This is a genomic window from Salinibacterium sp. UTAS2018 (assembly GCF_004118935.1).
Lineage (GTDB): Bacteria > Actinomycetota > Actinomycetes > Actinomycetales > Microbacteriaceae > Rhodoglobus.
Window position 1 is genome coordinate 1 of the sequence record NZ_CP035375.1, and the last position, 20,728, is coordinate 20,728.

Below are 20,728 nucleotides of genomic sequence, written 5' to 3' on the forward strand. Positions count from 1 at the left end.
CCCACTTGAGGCCGGAAACTCAGCAGCAAAAGCTGACTTCGTTTTCCGCACCTTTGGGGTGACTAGAAAGAACAATACGTGCATTCTGAGTGCCCCACCAACACGATGCGCATCCCGGGCGTGTCGCCACCTAAGTGCGGGAATCGAGAGCTGCGTTGGCGTTCGAATCGCGCTGTCGCACGAGAGCCAACGCACACAGTGCGAGCAGCAAACACAGTGGCGAATACGCCAGGAGATCCCAGCGATGGAAGGTGGCATCCGCCGGGTCGATGCCCCACAGTCCTGAGCTGATGAGGAACCCCAGGATACTCCGCAGCGCGAAGACAACCGCCAAGGCGTAGCTGGCGAAGATCAACCACGGGGTCAGGATCGAACGCGGTCGCGCGAGGTCGAACATCCGGAGCACGACAGCAACACTCGCCCCGCACAGGGCTGCAGCGACAAGGAAGGTGAGCATGGGGCTTGGCCACACTCCGCTCGGCACCACTGCTCCGCCGAGTTCGTCGAAAGACTCAGCCGGAAACGGGATGCCTGAACCCCACAGGATATGGAGTATCGCCAACACTGCAAGTGTCAGAGCGAGAAAGGAACCGGCCAAGATACGCATGCGTATGTTCATGACCTCAGGCTAGCATCCACGTCCGGGTTCGCGGAGTACGATTTGCCCATGGCACTCCCCCGCACTGAGCGACTAACCCCCGAGCGCTGGGCCGTTGCTGCTCTCATTCTCGGAGCGCGAGAAGGCCTAGCGGCCATCAACATGGAACGGGTCGCAGCCGAACTCGGGGTCACCAAAGGCAGCGCTTATCACCACTTCTCCTCACGAGCCGCTCTACTCGACAGTGCCCTCGAGCTCTGGAAAAAGCGCGCTACACAGGATCTGATCGATCAGCTCAACGATCTGGCGTCACCGCACGAACGATTAGCCGCCATCTTGGGCGCCTCGATCGGCCGCGACCCGCGCGATGGGCTCGAGTACTACATCCTCACGTCGCAAGACCCGATCGCGACGCCCGTCATCGACGCCGTCACGACCGCACGGCTTCGCTTTCTCGAAGAAATTTACCGAGACTTCGGACTCGATGAACATCGCTCCCGGCTGTGGGCGCGCTCGTGCTACTCGACCTATTTGGGACTGCAGGTTTTGCGCCATACACTCCCCACCGACGCTCAAGTCGGGACCGGGACCTCAGCGGACATCACCGAGATGGTGCAGCAACTCACGCCGCCCGCAACGGACAGCGCTTCATAGAACACAACGCCAGCGAGCTAAAACGCTAGCGCGTTAGGACGTAACGAAGATTCCCGCGAGTGTCTTCTTGCCACGACGAAGGACCGCTACATTTCCGGCGAGAAGATCGCTGCCGACTATCGCCTGGTCATCCGCCACCGCAACGTTGTTGAGGTAGACGCCACCCTGCGAAATAGCGCGACGCGCTTCACTCGCGCTCGACACCAGCTTGGTATCGGCGAGCAACTGCACGATTGTGGCATCCGCTGACGTCTCTACGTGAGCAAGTTCGCGCAGTGCCGCCGCCAACGTATCGGCGTCCAAAGACGCCAGCTCTCCTTGGCCAAAGAGAGCGGCCGATGCAGCGATCGCCGCCTCGGTTGCTGCGCGACCGTGCACGAGAGATGTCACTTCGTACGCGAGGGTCTTTTGCGCCTCACGCCTAAACGGCGCCTCGGCAACTGCGGTTTCTAACCCGGTGATCTGCTCGCGCGTCAAGAAGGTGAAGATCTTGACGCGCTCGATGACATCCGCATCATCAGTATTGAGCCAGAACTGGTAAAACGCGTAGGGGCTCGTCATGTTCGAGTCGAGCCAAATGGCGTTGCCCTCGCTCTTGCCAAACTTGGTGCCGTCAGAGTTCGTAATGAGGGGGGTACCGATGGCATGAACGCTCGAACCCTCAGCCTTGTGGATGAGGTCACTCCCGCTCGTGAGGTTGCCCCACTGGTCACTGCCACCGGTCTGCAACACGCAGTCGTAGTTGCGGTAGAGCTGCAAGAAGTCCATGCCCTGCATGACCTGGTAACTGAACTCGGTGTAGCTGATGCCGGCGTCGCTGTTCAGGCGCGCGCTCACGGCATCCTTCTTGATCATGGTGCCGACACGGAAGTACTTGCCGACGTCGCGCAGGAAGTCGATGGCGCTCATCGGCGCCGTCCAATCAAGGTTGTTGACCATGCGCACGGCATTGTCACCCTCGGTGCTCAAAAACTTCGAGACCTGAGCCTGCAAGTAGCTGACCCATTCGGCAACGGTCTCGTTGTCATTAAGAGTGCGCTCGGCCGTAGGTCGCGGGTCGCCGATAAGGCCGGTCGCTCCCCCGACGAGACCAAGAGGCTTGTGGCCGGCCAGCTGAAGACGGCGCAGTAGCAGCAGTTGCACGAGGTTTCCCAAGTGGAGGCTGGGGGCCGTGGGATCGAAGCCGCAGTAGTACGTGATCGGGTCGCCGTCGAGAAGCTTCTCGAGGGCATCCGCATCGGTGGAGACATGCACGAGGCCACGCCACGTGAGTTCTTGCCACAGGCTCTCGAAAGAGCTGTCGTTACTTTGAGTGCTGAGGGATTCTGATGCTGTCGCTGACACGTCATTAACCGTAGTGCCTTTCGGCACAGCTCCGAGATCAGCGACGGAATCCGGAACAGTGCTGAGGGCCTGATTGTGAGAGATCAGTGTTGTGGGCCTGATGTTTGAGAATCAATGCTGTAGCCTTTAGGGATGTTCGTGATTACCGCAGACCAACGCAACAGTCGCAGCAGCGCGGATGCCGTAGCTGAAGCCCTGCAGCGCATTAACGTGGAGCGCACGGAAGACCTCGCACTCCCCGCCGAACGCACGGCCGGAGACGAAGCCCAGATGCTACTCACTTCAGCTCACGCTGCTCTCGGCATCACCCTTGAACTGACCCGGACAGAACAGTGGAGCGTCGGTATCGGCATCGGCACGGTGCCCCTGCCTTACGGCCCCAACGTGCGCGCTACGAGCGGCGCCGCCTTTCTCGCAGCCCGCGTGGCAATCGATCGCGCTAAGAAGAGCCCCGCCAAGTGCGCCGTAGAATCTGACCCCGAAAACGAACTGGCGCGCGACATCGAACCGCTGCTCGAGCTTCTCATTTTGCTGCGCACTCGGCGCACCGCCAACGGGTGGGAGCTCTACGATCTACTCACCACCGGCATCACTCAAGCTGATGCCGCAGAACGGCTCGGCATCTCACCGCAGTCGGCAAGCCAACGCGCACTCGTGGCCGGGCTACGCACCGAAGAAGAGGCTGTTCGTGCTCTTGCAAACCTGCTCGACAGAGCACACAGTGGAGTAGTAATCGACAATGCGCTGAGCGCAGAGGAAGGCACGTCATGATCGGCTGGTGGATCGCGGTACTCGTTCTCGTAATCGGAGCGATCGGTGCATCCATGATTGCCGCCCGCACCGAAAAGTACTGGCTCGCCACCGTGTCATTAGTGCCTATTGGCATCGCGCTCATTCTCGGATCGACCGAGAATCCTTTGCCCAGTGACACTCCCGGGCTGGTCATATTGCTCAGCGCAGCCCTCGTCGCGCTCGCCACGATTGCAGGCAGCCCGCTCGTTGCTCTCGTGCTGTCGCTCGCGTCATATCCGGCGCCACGCGGTGAACATGGCGGCATCCTCGTCATCGATGCCGACTCGCCTCTACCCGAGCGTGAGATTTTGCGCGGCGGAACAACCATCGGCTACCTCGAGCGCTTCGCGTTCATCGCCTCGTTCATGGTGTGGCAACCCGGCGCCATCGCCATCATCGTCGCTATCAAAGGACTTGGTCGTTTCTCGGAACTGGAAAACGCCGCCGCTCGCGAGCGGTTCATTATCGGCACCCTTGTGAGCCTCGTCTGGGCTGGACTCTGCACCGCGGCGCTGCTCGTCGGGCGCTAAACAGCCCCGACGCCCTTGCGTTAAGGGCGCTGCGTCAACGGCGCCGCGTTGCGGGTGCTGCGTTGCCGGTGTTGCGTCACGGATGCTCCGCTACGACTAAAGCGCTTCGCTCTCGCTAAGCGACTCGGGAGGCCGGGGCTTCTCGACCCACGTGACGAGCACCACCGACACGATCATCAGCAGCAGCCACGAGCCGAGCTTCGCGATCGAAACGAGTTCCCAGCCGTCCGACTGATTCGGGTAAACCCACGCATTCGACCAGGTCGCCACGTTTTCAGCGATCCAGATGAAAATCGACACGAGCACGAAGGCGACCAGCACGGGCATCCGGAACCGCGCCCGCGACACCCTGACGTACATGACCGTGCGCCACCACACCACCGCGATGGTCGCGAAGAGGAACCACCGAACGTCGACGATGAAATGGTGGCTGAAAAAGTTGAGGTAGATCAACGAGGCCACGACCACGGTGATCCAGCGCCGCGGATAGTGATCGAAGCGCAGTTCGAAGAGGCGGAAGACGCGCACCATGTACGAGCCGACCGCCGCGTACATGAAGCCGCTATAGAGCGGGACGCCGAAGATGTGCAGCATGCCGTCACCCTCGTACGTCCAGGACCCGGCATCCGTCTTGAAAATTTCCATCACGGTACCCACGATGTGGAACAGGATGATCACGCGCAGTTCGCGCAGCGTCTCTAGCTTGAAGACGACCATGAGAACTTGGATGGCGAGAGCCGCGAGCACTAAGAAATCGTTGCGGGCGAGGGACGCCAACTCGGGATACCAGAGGCGAGTGAGTACGAGAACGGCGAGTATCGCTCCCCCAAACACGCAGGCCCACGCCTGCTTGAGAACGAACACCGTGAACTCGATCGTCCAGGTACGAAAGCGTTGCGACGGCGAACTGACGCCGGTGGCAGAGTACGAGTTCGCGGCCGCGCCGCGCACCCGGTCGAGACGCCGATGCGCCCACTCGTCGATCCGCTGCTCGAGCGGAGTAAAGCGCGCCACTAGGAGCGCTTTCGTTTCACTGCGGCACGATACGGGGAAACGCTCGGCTCCCCCGGAATCCAGAAACGCCAGGGGTACTCGTCCGTGCCGCCAGCGCCGGCGACGCCCGTACGCGGCCCCGCAGCGAACGGCGACGGCGACTGAGGGAGCTCGAGGCGAACGCGGCCGGTCTGCAGGTTGGTGCCAGCGTCATCCAAACGGATGCTGAGTGCCACCGCAAGACGGGCGGGGCCCATCGCGAGATCGGCTGGCTTCTTGGATGTCGCACGACGTTCGGCCGCGACATCCACGCCTTCGATTACTTCGCCCGCCCGCAGCAAGATTCCGGAGGCAACGCCCTCGGGCATACACACGACGTTGGCACAGGTATGCATGCCGTAGGTGAAGTACGTGTAGAGATGACCGGGCGGACCGTACATGACGGCGTTGCGTTTGCCCGGCCCGCGAAAAGCATGGGAGCCAGGATCGACCTCGCCCATGTAGGCCTCGACCTCGGTAAGTCGTACCGCAACCTCGCCGACGCGCACGACAGCTCCCAGCAACAGCGGAGCAACCTCAGTCGCCGGTCTGCTGAGCAGTTCGAACACGTCTAGTTGAGAACCTGCGGGTCGAGAGCAGCCGCAAGAACGCGGACACGTTCGGTCAGTTCGGCACGCTGCTCGGCAACACGTACGGGAGCCGTTCCGCCGACGCCGGCACGACTCGAAACCGAGCCCTCCACCGTGAGAACTGCACGAACGTCCCCCGTGAGGTGCGGCGAAATTGCAGCGTAGTCAGCATCCGACGGTTCGTGAAGGTCGAGCGAGTTCTCTTCGCAGAAACGAACCAGCGAACCACTGATCTCGTGGGCTTCGCGGAACGGAACGTGCTGACGCACGAGCCAGTCGGCAACGTCGGTTGCAAGCGAGAAGCCTTGCGGCGCCAGTTCTGCCATACGTTCGGTGTTGAAACGCAGGGTCGCGATCATTCCGGTAAACGCGGGAAGCAAGACTTCGAGCGTCTCGACAGAGTCGAAAACGGGCTCTTTGTCTTCCTGCAGATCGCGATTGTAGGCGAGCGGCAGTGCCTTCAACGTGGCGAGCAGCCCCGTGAGGTTACCGATGAGGCGACCCGCCTTGCCGCGCGCAAGCTCGGCAATATCGGGATTCTTCTTCTGCGGCATGATGGACGAGCCTGTCGAGTAGGCATCATCAAGCTGCACGAAATCGAACTCGCGAGTGTTCCAGAGAATGATTTCTTCACTCAGTCGAGACATATCAATGCCCAACTGCGCAGTGATGAACGCGAACTCAGCCACGACATCCCGGCTCGCGGTGGCATCGATGGAATTTTCGGTCGGGCGAGCAAGGCCCAGTTCCCGCGCAACCAGCGCGGGGTCGAGCCCGAGAGTGCTGCCGGCGAGAGCACCGGAGCCATACGGCGAGGTGGATGCACGAGCCTTCCAGTCGCGGAAACGCTCGAGCGTGCGCACGAGAGGCCACGCGTGAGCAAGCAAATGATGCGCGAGCAGCACTGGCTGCGCATGCTGGAGGTGCGTGCGCCCCGGCATGATCGCCGTGTCGTGCTTCTCGGCCTGCGCCACAATGGCGTCGATGAGGTCAACGACCATCGCAGCGATAGCGCCCGCGTGATCGAGGAGATACAGGCGCACGAGAGTGGCGATCTGGTCGTTGCGGCTGCGACCGGCGCGGAGTTTGCCTCCGACCTCGGCGCCGGCACGCTCAATCAATCCACGCTCGAGAGCGGCGTGAACGTCTTCTTCCGATTCCAAGGCGGTGAAGCTGCCATCAGCAACCGCTTCGCTCAACGAGCGCAGCGCATCCTGCATGGTCTCCAGCTCGGAATCATCGAGGTACCCCGCGGCCGCGAGCGCAACAGCGTGCGCCCGCGAACCAGCGAGGTCATACTGCGCAAGCTGCCAATCGAAGTGAGTCGACTTGCTCAACCGGGCAAGCTCGGGTGAGGGTCCGCTTGCGAAGCGGGCTCCCCAGAGTTGTCCCTCACCAGTTTCGGCAGAATGCGCCATGATTAGCCCTGCTTTGCGTCGCGACGAGCCGAGATCTTGCTCGGTAGTGACCAGAGTTCGATGAAGCCCTTAGCGAGCGACTGGTCGAACGTGTCACCGGTGTCGTAGGTGGCGAGGCTGAAGTCGTAGAGGCTCTGCTCTGACTTGCGGCCGGTCGGCACGGCACGGCCAGCGTGCAACGTCATACGGATTTCTCCACTGACGTAGCGCTGGGTGTCATCGATGAAGGCGTCGAGTGAACGCTTGAGACCCGAGTACCAGAGTCCGTCGTACACGAGGTTCGACCACTCGGCTTCGACTCCACGCTTGTAACGTGAGAGGTCACGCTCGATGGTGAGCGATTCAAGCTCTTCGTGCGCAGCGATCAAAGCCATCGCGCCAGGAGCCTCGTAAACCTCGCGGCTCTTGATACCCACGAGGCGGTCTTCCACTACATCGATGCGGCCAACGCCGTGCTTGCCGGCGAGCGCATTCATGTGCTCGACGATAGCGAGAGCCGACATCGCGACTCCGTCGATGGCGGTAGGGATTCCAGCTTCGAAAGTGATGGTCACTTCGTCGGCGGGAAGGCCGGCGGCGGGGTCAGCCGTGTACTCGTAAAGCTCTTCGATCGGTGCGTTCCACGGGTCCTCGAGGAACCCGGTCTCGACCGCGCGGCCCCAGACGTTCTTGTCGATCGAGTACGGGCTGGCAGCCGACTGGCGAATAGGAAGGTTGTGCTTTTCGGCGTAGACGATTGCCTTGTCACGCGTGAGCGCAAGGTCGCGCACGGGAGCGATGCTCGTGAGGTCGGGAGCTAGAGCCGCAACAGCAGCCTCGAAGCGAACCTGGTCGTTTCCCTTACCGGTGCAACCGTGAGCGACGCTGTCAGCGCCAAGAGCCTTGGCAGTGAGCGCAAGGTGGCGCGAGATAACCGGACGGCTGAGAGCCGAGACCAGCGGGTAGCGCTTCTGGTACAGCGCATTTGCCTTGAGTGCCGGCATCAGGAAGTCATCGGCGAACTCATCTTTGGCATCGATGACGATCGATTCAACAGCGCCACAGTCGAGCGCGCGCTGACGGATGTCATCCATGTTTTCGCCGCCCTGGCCGACGTCAATCGCGAGCGCGACGACCTCTTTGCCTGTGGCGTCCTTGAGCCAGCCGATACCTACCGAAGTGTCGAGTCCGCCCGAGTAGGCGAGAACTACGCGTTCTGACATGTGTTTATCTCCTTGACGTCGTGAATCAGTTTAGGGAACTACAGCGGCGGCGTTAAACCGCCAAGAAATTAGGCAGCTTGGTCGAGCAGCCAGATCATGAGGGCTTTCTGGGCGTGCAGGCGGTTCTCTGCCTCATCCCAAATGACGCTCTGCGGACCATCAATAACCTCGGCGTCAACCTCATAGCCGCGGTCGGCAGGGAGGCAGTGCAAGAAGATGGCGTCGGGCTTAGCGAGCGCCATCATGGCGGCATCCACCTTGTACGCTCCGAGAGAGGCCACACGAACAGCCTTCTCGTCTTCCTTACCCATTGACACCCACGTGTCGGTGACAACAACGTCGGCACCCGTCACGGCCTCAGCGGGGTCGGTGATGATGGCAATCGAACCGCCCGTGGATGCTGCGATCTTTTCGGCGTCGGCTACGACATCCGGCAGCGGCAGGTAATCTGCGGGGCAGGCGATGCGCACGTGCATTCCGGCGGTGGCGCCCGCGAGCAGGTAGGAGTGCACCATGTTGTCAGCGCCGTCGCCGAGGAAGGTCACCGTGAGGCCCTTGAGTTCGCCCTTGTGCTCGCGGATTGTGAGCAGATCGGCGAGCAGCTGGCACGGGTGAAACTCATCGCTCAGGGCGTTGATGACGGGAACCTGCGTACCGTGAGCCATCTCGATGAGGCCCTGTTGCCCATAGGTGCGCCACACGATGGCCGCGACCTGGCGCTCGAGAACGCGAGCGGTGTCGGATGCCGTCTCCTTGCCGCCCAGCTGGCTATTGGCCGTGGAGATGATGAGCGGCGAACCGCCAAGATCAGCAATGCCGACTGCGAAAGACACGCGAGTGCGCGTTGACGACTTGTCGAAGATCACCGCGACCGTTTGAGGGCCTTCGAGGGGTTTGCGGCCCCAACGGTCAGCCTTGACCTTCTCGGCAAGATCAAGAATTTCGAGTTGTTCAGCCGGGCTGAGGTCATCGTCGCGAAGAAAATGCCTGGTCATGATGCCTCCGTAAGAGTGTTCTGAAGTACTGCGTTCAGCACGACGCTGAACGTGGTGATGAATTCGGTGATCTCGGCGTCGCCAATGATCAGAGGTGGGGCGAGTCGAACGGTCGACGCATTGGGAGCGTTGACGATGAGCCCGTGGTCAAGTGCTATTGCCACAATCTGCTGGGCGACGGGCTGCGACAGGCCGATGCCGATCAGGAGCCCGCGACCGCGCAACTCGCTCACCAACGGTGATCCGATCGCTTCGATCGCTGTACGCAGCTGGGCACCTCGCGCAGCGGAGTTCGCCACGAGGTCATCGTTTTCGATCTGCTTCAGTACAGCGTTGCTCACGGCGCACACGAGCGGGTTTCCGCCAAATGTCGTGCCGTGCTGCCCGGGCTTCAGGAGAGCGGATGCCGCCCCAAAGGTCACGAGAGCACCAATCGGTACTCCCCCGCCAATGCCCTTCGCAAGGGTGATCGCATCGGGAACGATGCCACTTTCCTGGAAGCCAAACCAGCGCCCGGTGCGCCCGGCTCCGGTCTGGATCTCGTCGACAATGAGAAGCACACCGTGTTGCGTGGTGAGCTCTCGCGCTGCTTCGAGGTAACCCTCGGGAAGCGGCTGCACGCCAGCCTCGCCCTTGATGGGCTCGACGAAGAGTGCTGCGACATCCGGCCCGATCGCTGCGGCGAGCGCCTCGATCGTGGTGTCGATGTGCTCAACGTTGGGGAGCAATGGCTCGAACGGCTCGCGCAACGAGGCCTTGCCGGTGATCGACAGTGCGCCCATCGAACGGCCGTGGAACGAATCCATTAACGACAGGATGCGGGGGCGGCCTGTCAACCGAGCGAGCTTCACGGCAGCTTCGTTCGCCTCGGTGCCTGAGTTCGCGAAGAAGACACGCCCCTCGTCACCCGCCCCAGAAATGCGCAGAAGGCGTTCGGCGAGCGCGAGCTGTGGTTCCGTCGCGAAGAAGTTCGAAACGTGCAGCAGGTTCGCTTGACTCGTGAGTGCGCCCACTACCGCCGGGTGATTATGGCCGAGAGAGTTCACGGCAATACCGCCGAGAAAATCGAGGTAGCGCTTGCCGTCGGAATCGAAGACAGTACAGCCCTCACCGCGCACGAGCTCCACCTTCGGCACACCGAACGTGTTCATCATGCGATGGGCGTAGTCATCTTTCCAGGTCATGCGGGTACCACCTCAGTGCCAATTCCGTCTTGCGTGAACACTTCGAGGAGGATCGAGTGCGGAGCACGACCGTCGATGATGGCGGCCTTCGGCACACCGGCATCCACGGCTTCAAGGCACGCGGTCATCTTGGGGATCATGCCCGATTCAAGACTCGGCAGCAGTTCACGGAGTTCATCAGTGTTGATGATCGAGACGAGTGATTCACGGTTGGGCCAGTCGCTATAGAGACCAGCAACATCGGTGAGGATGACGAGCTTGGCTGCGTCAAGCGCGATGGCCAGCGCCGCCGCGGCGGAGTCAGCATTCACATTCAGCAGGCCAGACGCGTCATCCGCAATCTCGCCGGCTTCTTGAGCGAGCGTCGAGACCACGGGGATGTTGTCGCTGGCCAGCACATCGAGCACCCGCTGGGGGTCAACCTCGGTGACGTTGCCGACGAGGCCGAGGTCAACACGCTTGCCTTCAATCTCCTTGATCATGCGCTCACCGATGAAAAGGGAATGCTCATGACCGGCAATGCCATTGGCAAGATCTCCGTGCTCATTGATGAGATCGACGAGTTCAGCGCCCACCTGGTCGGTGAGCACATCGCGCACGACGTCAATCGACTCTTCGGTCGTGACCCGGTAGCCGGCGCGGAACTCCGACTCGATCCCGCGAATCTTGAGCTCCTTCGTAATCTGGGGCCCACCGCCGTGAACAATCACGGGGCGAACGCCGGCAAGGCGCAGATACACCATGTCCTGCACAAAGGCGCGTTTGAGTTCGTCGTTGATCATGGCGTTACCGCCAAACTTCACCACGATGATGCGGTTGCGAAAGCGCTTCAACCACGGGAGCGCCTCAATCAGCACTCCCGCCTTCGTCATGGCCTGCTCGTGTTCAGCGCCGTGTGTAAAAGCCGGCATCAGCTGGAGTACGCGCTGTTCTCATGCACGTAATCGTGCGTGAGGTCGTTGGTCAGAATGGTTGCTTCGGCATCGCCCGTCGCCAGATCGATCAGCACGTGCACAGCGCGTCCTGTGAGATCCACCTCGTCGCGCGAACGGTCGGGGGCACCCGCGTGGCAGACCCGCACACCGTTCATCGAAACATCGACCGCGTAGGGGTCGAACGCGGCATCCGTGGTCCCGATCGCGGCCAAGACGCGACCCCAGTTGGGGTCGTTGCCGAAGATCGCGGCCTTGAACAGATTGTTTCGGGCAACTGAGCGGCCGACGACAACAGCATCGTCTTCGCTCTCAGCGCCGACAACTTCGATGCGGATGTCGTGGCTCGCGCCCTCAGCATCGCCCTGCAGCTGTTCGGCCAGGTCGTTGCACACACTCGTGACGAGCGCGGCGAACTCGGCTGCGTCAGGCGTCACTTCCGAGGCACCGGACGCCATGAGCGTCACTTGGTCGTTCGTCGACATGCAACCGTCAGAGTCGAGGCGGTCGAAGCTCACTCGAGTGGCTTCGCGAAGCGCGGCGTCAAGGTCAGCGGCGGCGACAGCGGCGTCAGTGGTGATAACCACGAGCATGGTCGCAAGGCCGGGCGCGAGCATCCCGGCACCCTTAGCCATGCCACCGACGGTGTAACCGATGCCGGTCGCGATAGCCGTTTTGGGCTTGCTGTCGGTCGTCATGATCGCGAGAGAGGCGTTCGTACCGCCCTCGGCGCTGAGCGCGGTGGCTGCGGCGGACATGCCCGCGAGAACCTTGTCTTGCGGGAGCTGCTCGCCGATGAGACCAGTCGAACAGACAAGGATGTCGCCCGCCGACGCATCGAGTGCTTCAGCAACGTGCTCGGCGGTGGCGTGCGTCACCTGGAAACCCTGCGGCCCGGTAAAGCAGTTAGCCCCACCCGAGTTGAGGGCGATCGCCGTGACGACACCATCGTCGATGACCTGCTTCGACCAGATGATCGGATGCGCTTGGGCACGGTTGCTGGTGAAGACCGCGGCCGCATCGAAGCGGGGCCCGCGATTAACGACGAGGGCGACATCGAGGCCACCACTCGCCTTGAGACCGGCTTCGACACCGGCGGCTTCGAATCCTGCGGCTGCTGTGACACTCATGGTGCTACTCCGTCCAGCGCGAGACCGAGGGTTTCCTCAAGGCCTAACGCGATATTTGTCGATTGAATGGCGGCGCCTGCGGTGCCCTTGACGAGATTGTCGATCGCACTGATAACGACGACACGACGAGCGGCCTCGTCGATAGCCAGGCCGATGAGAGCCGTGTTGGCACCGAGGGTATCCGCCGTGCGGGGGAACTGCCCCTCGGGCAAAACGTGGACGAAAGGCTCATCGGCGTACGCGGTCTCCCACGCTTCGCGCACCTGAGCGGCAGTAACACCGTCAGCAAGTTTCGCTGTGGTCGTGGCGAGGATTCCCCGCGACATCGGCACCAGCATCGGGGTGAATGAGACGGTGACGCTCGCAGCGCCCGCAACCTTCAAGTTCTGAGCGATCTCGGGAGTATGGCGATGAGTGCCGCCCACGGCATACGCCGAGGCTGAGCCCATCATTTCACTCGCCAGCAGATTCACTTTGAGGCTCTTGCCCGCGCCAGAAGGGCCGACAGCCAGCACTGCAACGATGTCTTCGGCCTCGATGAGAGAGGAACGGATGCCGGGGGCGAGAGCCAGCGTGATCGCGGTGACATTGCATCCGGGCACCGCGATACGCTTCGACCCGGTGAGCGCCTGCCGTTGCGTGCCGCCGGCGGCATGCAGCAGTTCGGGCATCCCGTAATCCCAGGCACCGAAGTATTCACCGCCATAGAACGCAGCCCAGTCATCGGGGCTCGTCAGGCGGTGGTCGGCGCCACAGTCCACGACGAGGGTGTCGGGGCTGAGTTCAGCCGTCAACTCCCCCGACTTGCCATGCGGCAGGGCGAAGAAAACGACATCATGGCCGGCGAGCACAGACGGCTCGGTCGGCTGGAGTTCGAGGTGCGACAGCGACCGCAGATGCGGTTGCACATCGATCAAGCGCTGGCCAGCGTTGCTAAACGCTGTCACTGTTTGAACGTCGAGCTCTGGATGGGTGGACAAGAGGCGAAGAAGCTCGCCACCGGCATAACCGCTGGCGCCGGCCACAGCGACCGAAATTGACATGGATTTACCTTCAGTGGGGTTCGGAAACGAGAACACTTGCGGCGGCGTTTCACACGACCTCGTGGGTCATGGCAAAACTCCGCCTATCGTCGCTCGTCAGCCCCGCGCAGTACCGGCGAAGACGGCGCGACAAAGCGCAGCGAGAGTCGCTGGCAGCAGGCGCGGAGGTCGGTCACATTTCTAGCGTAGTGCCCCCAACGGGCGGCAAGCTAATCGACAAACACACAAAGCCGGTCGCCACCGCAATGGTGACGACCGGCTTTCGGCGTTTCTAGGTTTTTCTACTCGCGCAGTTCAGCTCCGACCCGCTCACCAGCGAGAGCGACGGCAGCGTTCTTCGCGTCGGTGGCTTCGACCTGCGTGAGCGTGCGATCCGGGGCGCGGAAGCGCAGAGCAAACGTCAGCGACTTGTGCGTTTCGGGGATGCCCGTGCCGCGGTAGTCGTCAACGAGGCGCACCTGTTCCAGAAGCTCGCCGGCCCCCTCGCGGATGAGAGCCAAGAGCTCTCCGGCCTGAACCTCGGTCGGCACCACCAGAGAAAGATCCTGGGTTGCCGCCGGGTAGGAGACAATTGGCGTCGCTGCGACATCCTCTGCCGCATGCTGAATCAGCACGGTGAGGTCGACTTCAAGCACCGCAACGACACGAGGCAGGTCGAGCTCCTGAGCGAGTGCGGGAAGCAGTTCACCGGCGTAGCCCACGGTCTTGTCACCCACGCGAAGTTCCGCGGTGCGGCCAGGGTGCATTGAGTGATGGCTGCCCGTGACAATGTCGATCTCCACCGAGAGCGTCGCCGCCACGTGCTGAACAGTTGCTAGAGCATCCGCGAGTCCACGGGAGACGGGCTGCTGGCCCGGTTGACGCGTCACGGCATCGCCAAGGAACAGCGCGGCGACGTGCCACGGCTGGTCCGGGATGCTCGAGCGAAGGTCCGCGAGATCAGCGTCGCTCGGCAGCTCGTAACCGAGAGGCAACGAGGCACTGCCGTAGCTACGGCCAGCTTCGGGCAGGAACACTGTTCCGACCTCGAAGAGCGCCAAGTCGGTCAGCCCACGAGACACGTTGCGGTGGGCGATCGCCGCGAGGCCTGGGATCAACGTGCGACGCATCGTGGCGGCATCCGGATCCAGAGCGTTGGCAAGCCTGATCGTTGTCGCTCCCCCGGCCTCCGGCGAACCAAAGAGGTCGTTCGAGTGCTGGGAGATGAACGGGTAGGCCAACACCTCGGTGAGACCGGATGCTGCAAGGCTGTTCGACACCGTACGTCGCAGTCGCTGCGCCCGCGTAAGCCCGCGGCCCGGAGGTGCAATCGGAAGCACGGCGGGAATGCGGTCGTAGCCCACGATGCGAGCCACTTCTTCAACGAGCGTTGTCTTATCGCCGAGGTCGGGGCGCCAGCTGGGCGGTGTGACGCTCCAGCCGGTGTCGGTTGATTCGACCGTTGCGCCGATCGCCTGCAGCGAATCAGTGATTTCGTCAGCGGAGTAGTGCACGCCGATGAGGCCCTGAGCGTAGCCCTCGGGCAGGTCAACGGCATCCGCGGTGTGATCGGCGAGCAGGTCGCTGCCGAGCTCATCGACGGTTCCGCCGCCCAACTCGACCAGCAGCTCGACGACGCGCGCCGCAGCGGCAGGAGCCACCAGCGGGTCGACTCCGCGCTCGAAGCGACGCGATGCTTCGCTGCCGAGCTTGTGGCGACGAGCGGTGCGCGCGATCGAAATAGGCTCGAAGTTTGCGGCTTCGATAAGCACGTTGGTGGAGGCATCCGTAATCTCGGTACTCGCACCACCCATGACGCCAGCAAGCCCGATCGGGCCTGACTCATCGGTGATCAGCAAATCCTCGGGGTTGAGCGTGCGGGCTTTGTCGTCGAGCGTCGTGAGGGTCTCCCCTGCGTGAGCGCGACGAACCCTGAGCCCACCGGCTACACGATCGAGGTCGTATGCGTGAATCGGCTGCCCGAGCTCGAGCATCACGTAGTTCGTAATGTCGACCGTGAGTGAGATCGAGCGGATGCCGGCCAGCGTCAGACGCGTAATCATCCACGTGGGCGTTGCCTTGGTGACATCCACGTTCCGTACGACACGCGTCACGAAGGCTCGCACTCCGGCGCGACCACGAATCGGTGCGTCATCAGCGATGACAACCGGGAATCCGCTGGCCTCGGTGATGGTAGGAGCATCAGCAGGGTCAGTAAATGTTGCCCCCGTGGAGAGCGCGTATTCGCGGGCGACGCCCCGGAGTGACATGGCGTAGCCGCGGTCGGGCGTGACATTGATCTCTACCGCGAAGTCATCGAGACCGAGCAGCTCGATCGCGCTCGTTCCGACCTCGGGATCGAGACCCAATGTGGACAACACGAGGATGCCGTCGTGCTCGTCTCCGAGACCGAGCTCACGAGTAGACGCGATCATTCCATCGGAGACGTGACCATAGGTCTTGCGCGCGGCAATGGGGAACGGGCCAGGAAGAACCGAACCGGGCAAAGTCACAACGACCTTGTCGCCGACAACAAAGTTGTGGGCTCCGCACACGATGCCGCGAGGCTCGGCTTCGCCAACGTCGACCTGGCACCAGTTGATGGTCTTGCCATTGGACTGGGGCTCGCCAACGAACTCGAGCACTTGGCCAACAACGACCGGGCCCGAGATATCGAAGCCGTGAACGTCTTCTTCTTCAAAGCCGACTTTGACGAGGGCGGCATGAACTTGCTCGTGCGTAATGTCTGCGGGGATCTCAACGAATTCCCGCAACCAACTCATGGGAACTTTCATCAGACCACCATTCCGAACTGCTGGGAGAAGCGAATATCGCCCTCGACCATGTCTCGCATGTCATTCATTTCATTGCGGAACTGGAGCGTGCGCTCAATTCCCATACCGAACGCAAAGCCCTGGTATTCCTCGGGGTCGATGCCGGCGGCACGCAAAACGTTCGGGTTGACCATGCCGCAGCCGCCCCACTCCACCCAGCGTGCGCCACCCTTAGCGTTCGGCTGCCAGACATCCATTTCAGCGCTGGGCTCCGTGAAGGGGAAGTAGTTGGGGCGCAGACGAATCTGGGCGCCCTCGCCGAACATGGCGCGAGCGAGATGCTCGAGCGTGCCGCGGAGGTGAGCCATCGTGAGGCCCTTGTCGATCGCGATGCCTTCCAGTTGGTGGAAGACGGGCGTGTGCGTGGCGTCGAGCTCGTCGGTGCGGAACACGCGACCGGGCGCGACGACGTACACCGGCAGCGGACGCTCAAGCAGAGAGCGGATCTGAACCGGGCTCGTGTGCGTGCGCAGCAGCAAGTGCGAGTCGACGGGGTCGATGAAGAAGGTGTCTTGCATCGCCCGCGCGGGGTGATCTTCGTCGAAGTTGAGCGCGTCGAAGTTGAACCACTCATTTTCGAGCTCGGGGCCTTCGGCGACCTCCCACCCCATGCCGACGAAGATGTCGCTCATGTGCTCCATGAGCAGGCTCAGCGGATGCCGGGCACCCTTAACATAGCGAGTGGCAACGGCCGTGACATCCACAGCCTCTGCCGCAAGCTTGGCCTGCTCTTCAGCGACGGCCAGCTCGGCCTCTCGCGCACTAAACGCGCCATTGACGCGACCGCGCGCGCCACCGATGAGCTTGCCCGTGGCAGCTCGGTCGGCGGGCGCCACGTTCTTCATCTGAGCGTTGAGCGCCGCCAGTGGCGAGCCCTCGGCAAGATGGGCGCCGCGCACCGTTTTGAGGTCGGCCATTGTCGCGGCGGATTCGATGGCAGCAAGAGCTGCTTCGACCGCTGCGGTTACCGCTGGTTCTGTGATCGGGGTGGGTTCAGACACAAGAACCGAGTTTAGCGGACACCGCTGTCGTGAGCGGCCCGCCGTGCAGGGCTAGTACCCGCCGCCGCCAGTGCTGCCGTTGTCAATGCCGTAGCTGGCATGACCGCGCGGTGGCATCGTGATGGCACGCGTGCCGTCGATTCCCGGTTGCTTAGGAACATCCGGAGTGGTTGCACCATCCTTCGGCCCGCTCTTCTTGGCGACGTAGCGCGCGATGTACGAGAGGCTCACGTTCATGACGAGGTAAATGACCAGACCGATGGCGAACAGTGTGAAGACGTAGCGGCTGCCGTAGAAGTTCTGGAGCTCCTTGATCGTGCGGGAGAGCTCCGGGTAGGCAACCACGTAGGCAAGCGATGTGTCCTTTAGCAGAACCACGAGTTGCGCCAGAATGATTGGCAACATCTGACGGAAAGCCTGCGGAAACTCGATGATGAACCGAGTCTGCAGCGAGGTGAGCCCGATTGACAGACCGCCTTCGCGTTGCCCCTTGGGTAGAGAACTGATGCCGGCTCGCAACGCTTCACCGATGATCGCGCCGTTGTAAATCGCGAGACCGAGTACACCGGCCCAGTAGCCACCGGTCGAGAACATCAGGAACACGAAGAAGATGAGGAGCAACAGCGGCATGCCGCGGAAGATCTCGAGAGCGATCGAGGTGGGGATACGAATCCACTTGGATGCTGCGGTGCGTCCAAAGGAGAACAAGATACCGATGATGATCGCGAGCACTGCCGCCACTCCCGCCATGCGGAGAGTGTTGACCACACCGCGGCCAAAAGCGCCCCAGATTTCGGGGTCGGAGAGGATGTCGGTTCGCGACGGGTCGAAAAGCCCGGGCTGTTCGGCGCCGTTAGCACTGACGCGAGGAGCCGCGAGGATGAAGTAGACCCAGACGATGAGCCCGATAATCAGAACGGCACCGACAACAGATGCGATGGCCGAGTTGCGCCGGGTCTTAGGACCGGGGGCGTCGTACAGTACGCTCGCGCTCATCGCAGCACCATAACCTTCTTCTCGATCGCTCCGGCTATCAGCCCAAGCGGAATAGTGATTGCCAAATACAGCGCAGCGGCGTAAACGAGGGTAAGAAGCACGAGGTCGCCGTGGTCACGCGACGCGGATCCCGTTGCTTTGAAGAGCTCGTTGACGAAGAACGCCCCGGCCACCGAAGTGTTTTTGGTCAACGCGATGAACACGTTGATGAGTGGCGGAACCACCATACGGCTGGCCTGCGGAAGAATCACGAGACCAACTGTCTGAGTGAATCCCATACCGATACTGCGGGCGGCTTCGGCCTGGCCCACGGGAACTCCGTTGAATCCGGAACGCACCGCTTCCGCAACGAATGGCGAGGTGTACAGCGTTAGGCCAAGCGCGGCTAGCAAGAAGTAGTCGAGATCCACACCAAGGATGGGAAGAACAAACGCACAGAAGAAGAGGACCAGCAGCAACGGGATATTACGCAGAATTTCCGTGTAGACGGTCGCAAAAATGCGCAAAGACGGAACCGGCGAGATACGCATCGCCGCGATCAGAACCCCAAGAATAAACGCGCCGACGCCCGCGATGCCCAGAAGGGCCAGCGTCAGAAGAAAGCCCTGCATATAGAGCGGCGTTATATCGACAAGGGCGTCGATCGCGTTAGTGATGACGTCCATCCGGGCCTCCTGGAATGTAAAAGAAAAGAACGTGAAAGGTGCTCGCTCGCGCTAGAGGCGAGCGAGCACCGAGCACACTAGTTGCTGTAGCGGTCTACAGCGGGCGGGGTCGGAAGCTTCAGGACCTGGCCTGCAGTGTCGTTCCACGCAGCATCCCACGAACCGTCAGAGTACGAAGTCTCAAGAACATCGTTGATGTAGTCGCGGAACGCGTCATCTTCGAGGCCGAGACCGATGCCGTAAGGCTCTTCGGTGAACGGGTTACTGAGAACTTCGAACTCACCAGCATTCTGGTCGGCAAGTCCTGCCAAGATCACGTTGTCAGTAGTGACAGCGATAACTTTGCCGCTACGAAGCGGCTCGAGGCAAGCGGAGTAGGCGTCAGTGGTGATGAGGTTGACGTCGTACTCAGCGATGTTCTTCTCTGAGGTCGAACCGGCAACGCTGCAGACGTCCTTGCCTGCGAGGTCCTCGGGGCCAGTGATGCCCTCGGGGTTACCTGCGAGAACGAGGATGTCCTGACCAGCGTTGTAGTAAGGACCAGCGAAGGAAATAACTTCCTTGCGAGTGTCGTTGATCGTGTAGGTCGCGATAACGATGTCTACGTCACCGTTCTGGATGAACGTCTCGCGGTTAGCGGAAACAGTTTCTTTCCACTCGATGTTGTCTTCACTAATGCCGAGCGAAGCGGCAATGATCTTGCCAATTTCGACGTCGAAGCCAACGGGGTCGCCCGACGGTCCCTTAAGACCGAACAGCGGCTGGTCAAACTTGGTGCCGATGGTGATCTTTCCGGCCTCAGCGAGGTCAGCCATCGTGGTGCCTGCTTCGAAGTCAGGAACAACCATGTCGGTGTCATCGGTAGTAGACGAAGTGTCTGCTGCACATGCGCCGAGGCCAAGAAGACCTACGACGGCGATGGCAGAAATCATCAGACCTTTTTTGAGTCTCATGTTTTTCTCCTTGCTGCTGTGAGGATTACCCGCTGAGTTAGTGGGTAAGGATTTTCGAGAGGAAGTCTTGCGCTCTCGGAGATTGAGGGTTGGTGAAGAATTGCTCGGGCTCGGCCTCTTCAACAATTTCGCCATCCGCCATGAAAATCACGCGGTCGGCCGCCTTGCGGGCGAAGCCCATTTCGTGGGTGACCACGAGCATGGTCATGCCGTCTTTTGCCAGCTGCACCATGACATCCAGAACCTCATTGATCATCTCGGGGTCAAGAGCCGAGGTGGGCTCGTCGAGAAGGATGATTTTCGGGTCCATGGCGAGAGAGCGTGCAATAGCGACGCGCTGTTGCTGGCCACCAGAGAGTTGAGCCGGCATCTTGGACGCTTGGTTGCCGATACCGACGCGATCGAGTAACTCCATCGCGTTCTTATCGGCCTCGGCCTTGGATAGCTTGCGCACGCGGCGCGGACCGAGGGTGACGTTCTCAAGAATCGTCTTGTGGGCGAAGAGATTGAACGACTGGAAGACCATGCCGACGTCTGCACGCAGCTTGGCTAGGCCGGAGCCCTCTTCAGGAAGCAGCTTGCCATCAATAGTGATGGTGCCGTCATCGATGGTCTCAAGCCGGTTAATCGCACGACAGAGCGTGGACTTACCTGAACCACTCGGCCCAATAACGACAACTACCTCACCACGTTTAATGGTGGTGGAGATGTCTTTGAGCACGTGAAGCTCACCGTAATGTTTGTTGACATGGTCGATTACGACCAGAGGTTCACCGCTCTGTGCTGCCATACAGAAAGATAATCACATGCGTTCAACCACGGTCAATCGGCGCGCCTAGTCGTAACACGCTCGTGA

The 20,728-nt window shown here is 61.4% G+C and carries 20 protein-coding genes; 3 read left to right on the top strand and 17 right to left on the bottom strand.

The window, feature by feature from the left end:
• Positions 1–130 precede the first annotated feature (130 nt).
• On the bottom strand, positions 131–619 hold the full coding sequence (locus tag ESZ53_RS00005) for a DUF3995 domain-containing protein (RefSeq protein WP_129070954.1): 489 nt from the start codon (positions 617–619) through the stop codon (positions 131–133).
• Between the two features lie 48 nt (positions 620–667).
• Between ESZ53_RS00005 and ESZ53_RS00010 the strand changes: the two genes are divergently transcribed.
• On the top strand, positions 668–1,252 hold the full coding sequence (locus tag ESZ53_RS00010) for a TetR/AcrR family transcriptional regulator (protein ID WP_168187160.1): 585 nt from the start codon (positions 668–670) through the stop codon (positions 1,250–1,252).
• Positions 1,253–1,285: 33 nt separating this feature from the next.
• On the opposite strand, the gene tyrS is transcribed toward ESZ53_RS00010, so the two are convergent.
• Positions 1,286–2,596 carry a tyrosine--tRNA ligase gene (gene tyrS, locus ESZ53_RS00015; RefSeq protein WP_129070956.1) on the bottom strand — a complete coding sequence of 437 codons (1,311 nt, stop codon included), beginning with the start codon at positions 2,594–2,596 and terminating at the stop codon, positions 1,286–1,288.
• Between the two features lie 132 nt (positions 2,597–2,728).
• Here tyrS and ESZ53_RS00020 point away from each other — a divergent pair, with 132 nt between their 5' ends.
• Both ESZ53_RS00020 and ESZ53_RS00025 read left to right on the top strand, forming a co-directional pair.
• The gene (locus ESZ53_RS00020; RefSeq protein ID WP_168187161.1) at positions 2,729–3,367 is read left to right on the top strand and encodes a DNA-binding protein; all 639 of its coding nucleotides are present in this window, start codon (positions 2,729–2,731) and stop codon (positions 3,365–3,367) included.
• Entirely contained in the window at positions 3,364–3,918 is a 555-nt protein-coding gene (locus ESZ53_RS00025; RefSeq protein ID WP_129070957.1) for a hypothetical protein, read from the top strand. The genes ESZ53_RS00020 and ESZ53_RS00025 overlap by 4 nt, the downstream gene beginning before the upstream one ends.
• Before the next feature lie 96 nt (positions 3,919–4,014).
• Here ESZ53_RS00025 and ESZ53_RS00030 read toward each other — a convergent pair whose 3' ends face one another.
• From ESZ53_RS00030 to ESZ53_RS00100, 15 genes are all read right to left on the bottom strand, one after another.
• Positions 4,015–4,932, bottom strand: a complete 918-nt coding sequence (locus ESZ53_RS00030; protein ID WP_129070958.1) for a DUF817 domain-containing protein — start codon at positions 4,930–4,932, stop codon at positions 4,015–4,017.
• Positions 4,932–5,519 carry a DNA-3-methyladenine glycosylase gene (locus tag ESZ53_RS00035; protein ID WP_129070959.1) on the bottom strand — a complete coding sequence of 196 codons (588 nt, stop codon included), beginning with the start codon at positions 5,517–5,519 and terminating at the stop codon, positions 4,932–4,934. Before ESZ53_RS00035 ends, ESZ53_RS00030 begins: the two co-directional genes overlap by 1 nt.
• Positions 5,520–5,521: 2 nt before the next feature.
• The gene (gene argH / locus ESZ53_RS00040) at positions 5,522–6,958 is read right to left on the bottom strand and encodes an argininosuccinate lyase (protein ID WP_129070960.1); all 1,437 of its coding nucleotides are present in this window, start codon (positions 6,956–6,958) and stop codon (positions 5,522–5,524) included.
• A gap of 2 nt (positions 6,959–6,960) precedes the next feature.
• Complete coding sequence (locus ESZ53_RS00045) at positions 6,961–8,160, bottom strand: argininosuccinate synthase (RefSeq protein ID WP_129070961.1); 1,200 nt, start codon at positions 8,158–8,160, stop codon at positions 6,961–6,963.
• Between the two features lie 68 nt (positions 8,161–8,228).
• On the bottom strand, positions 8,229–9,155 hold the full coding sequence (gene argF / locus ESZ53_RS00050; RefSeq protein WP_129070962.1) for an ornithine carbamoyltransferase: 927 nt from the start codon (positions 9,153–9,155) through the stop codon (positions 8,229–8,231).
• Positions 9,152–10,339 (bottom strand): acetylornithine transaminase, encoded by a 1,188-nt coding sequence (locus ESZ53_RS00055; RefSeq protein ID WP_129070963.1) that lies wholly within the window; start codon positions 10,337–10,339, stop codon positions 9,152–9,154. The genes argF and ESZ53_RS00055 overlap by 4 nt, the downstream gene beginning before the upstream one ends.
• Positions 10,336–11,250, bottom strand: coding sequence for an acetylglutamate kinase (argB, locus tag ESZ53_RS00060; protein WP_100390107.1), 915 nt, complete (start codon positions 11,248–11,250; stop codon positions 10,336–10,338). Before argB ends, ESZ53_RS00055 begins: the two co-directional genes overlap by 4 nt.
• On the bottom strand, positions 11,250–12,401 hold the full coding sequence (gene argJ, locus ESZ53_RS00065) for a bifunctional glutamate N-acetyltransferase/amino-acid acetyltransferase ArgJ (protein ID WP_129070964.1): 1,152 nt from the start codon (positions 12,399–12,401) through the stop codon (positions 11,250–11,252). The genes argB and argJ overlap by 1 nt, the downstream gene beginning before the upstream one ends.
• Positions 12,398–13,444 (bottom strand): N-acetyl-gamma-glutamyl-phosphate reductase, encoded by a 1,047-nt coding sequence (gene argC / locus ESZ53_RS00070; RefSeq protein WP_129070965.1) that lies wholly within the window; start codon positions 13,442–13,444, stop codon positions 12,398–12,400. The genes argJ and argC overlap by 4 nt, the downstream gene beginning before the upstream one ends.
• A gap of 281 nt (positions 13,445–13,725) precedes the next feature.
• On the bottom strand, positions 13,726–16,218 hold the full coding sequence (pheT, locus tag ESZ53_RS00075; RefSeq protein WP_129070966.1) for a phenylalanine--tRNA ligase subunit beta: 2,493 nt from the start codon (positions 16,216–16,218) through the stop codon (positions 13,726–13,728).
• Positions 16,218–17,258, bottom strand: coding sequence for a phenylalanine--tRNA ligase subunit alpha (gene pheS, locus ESZ53_RS00080; RefSeq protein ID WP_129070967.1), 1,041 nt, complete (start codon positions 17,256–17,258; stop codon positions 16,218–16,220). The genes pheT and pheS overlap by 1 nt, the downstream gene beginning before the upstream one ends.
• Positions 17,259–17,309: 51 nt before the next feature.
• Positions 17,310–18,254 carry an amino acid ABC transporter permease gene (locus ESZ53_RS00085; RefSeq protein WP_129070968.1) on the bottom strand — a complete coding sequence of 315 codons (945 nt, stop codon included), beginning with the start codon at positions 18,252–18,254 and terminating at the stop codon, positions 17,310–17,312.
• Positions 18,251–18,919, bottom strand: coding sequence for an amino acid ABC transporter permease (locus tag ESZ53_RS00090; protein ID WP_129070969.1), 669 nt, complete (start codon positions 18,917–18,919; stop codon positions 18,251–18,253). Before ESZ53_RS00090 ends, ESZ53_RS00085 begins: the two co-directional genes overlap by 4 nt.
• Before the next feature lie 77 nt (positions 18,920–18,996).
• Positions 18,997–19,872 (bottom strand): glutamate ABC transporter substrate-binding protein, encoded by an 876-nt coding sequence (locus ESZ53_RS00095; RefSeq protein WP_129070970.1) that lies wholly within the window; start codon positions 19,870–19,872, stop codon positions 18,997–18,999.
• A 37-nt stretch (positions 19,873–19,909) separates the two neighbouring features.
• A complete protein-coding gene (locus tag ESZ53_RS00100; RefSeq protein WP_129070971.1) occupies positions 19,910–20,662 on the bottom strand; it encodes an amino acid ABC transporter ATP-binding protein in 753 nt (250 codons plus the stop codon).
• Positions 20,663–20,728: the final 66 nt, after the last annotated feature.

Coding starts and splice junctions, on each gene's coding strand:
- ESZ53_RS00020 (WP_168187161.1), top strand. CDS start 2,729: ATGTTCGTGATTACCGCAGACCAACGCAACAGTCGCAGCAGCGCGGAT.
- ESZ53_RS00010 (WP_168187160.1), top strand. CDS start 668: ATGGCACTCCCCCGCACTGAGCGACTAACCCCCGAGCGCTGGGCCGTT.
- ESZ53_RS00090 (WP_129070969.1), bottom strand. CDS start 18,919: ATGGACGTCATCACTAACGCGATCGACGCCCTTGTCGATATAACGCCG.
- argC (WP_129070965.1), bottom strand. CDS start 13,444: ATGTCAATTTCGGTCGCTGTGGCCGGCGCCAGCGGTTATGCCGGTGGC.
- ESZ53_RS00045 (WP_129070961.1), bottom strand. CDS start 8,160: ATGTCAGAACGCGTAGTTCTCGCCTACTCGGGCGGACTCGACACTTCG.
- ESZ53_RS00025 (WP_129070957.1), top strand. CDS start 3,364: ATGATCGGCTGGTGGATCGCGGTACTCGTTCTCGTAATCGGAGCGATC.
- pheT (WP_129070966.1), bottom strand. CDS start 16,218: ATGAAAGTTCCCATGAGTTGGTTGCGGGAATTCGTTGAGATCCCCGCA.
- argJ (WP_129070964.1), bottom strand. CDS start 12,401: ATGAGTGTCACAGCAGCCGCAGGATTCGAAGCCGCCGGTGTCGAAGCC.
- ESZ53_RS00005 (WP_129070954.1), bottom strand. CDS start 619: ATGAACATACGCATGCGTATCTTGGCCGGTTCCTTTCTCGCTCTGACA.
- ESZ53_RS00095 (WP_129070970.1), bottom strand. CDS start 19,872: ATGAGACTCAAAAAAGGTCTGATGATTTCTGCCATCGCCGTCGTAGGT.
- ESZ53_RS00085 (WP_129070968.1), bottom strand. CDS start 18,254: ATGAGCGCGAGCGTACTGTACGACGCCCCCGGTCCTAAGACCCGGCGC.
- argB (WP_100390107.1), bottom strand. CDS start 11,250: ATGCCGGCTTTTACACACGGCGCTGAACACGAGCAGGCCATGACGAAG.
- ESZ53_RS00100 (WP_129070971.1), bottom strand. CDS start 20,662: ATGGCAGCACAGAGCGGTGAACCTCTGGTCGTAATCGACCATGTCAAC.
- argF (WP_129070962.1), bottom strand. CDS start 9,155: ATGACCAGGCATTTTCTTCGCGACGATGACCTCAGCCCGGCTGAACAA.
- ESZ53_RS00055 (WP_129070963.1), bottom strand. CDS start 10,339: ATGACCTGGAAAGATGACTACGCCCATCGCATGATGAACACGTTCGGT.
- argH (WP_129070960.1), bottom strand. CDS start 6,958: ATGGCGCATTCTGCCGAAACTGGTGAGGGACAACTCTGGGGAGCCCGC.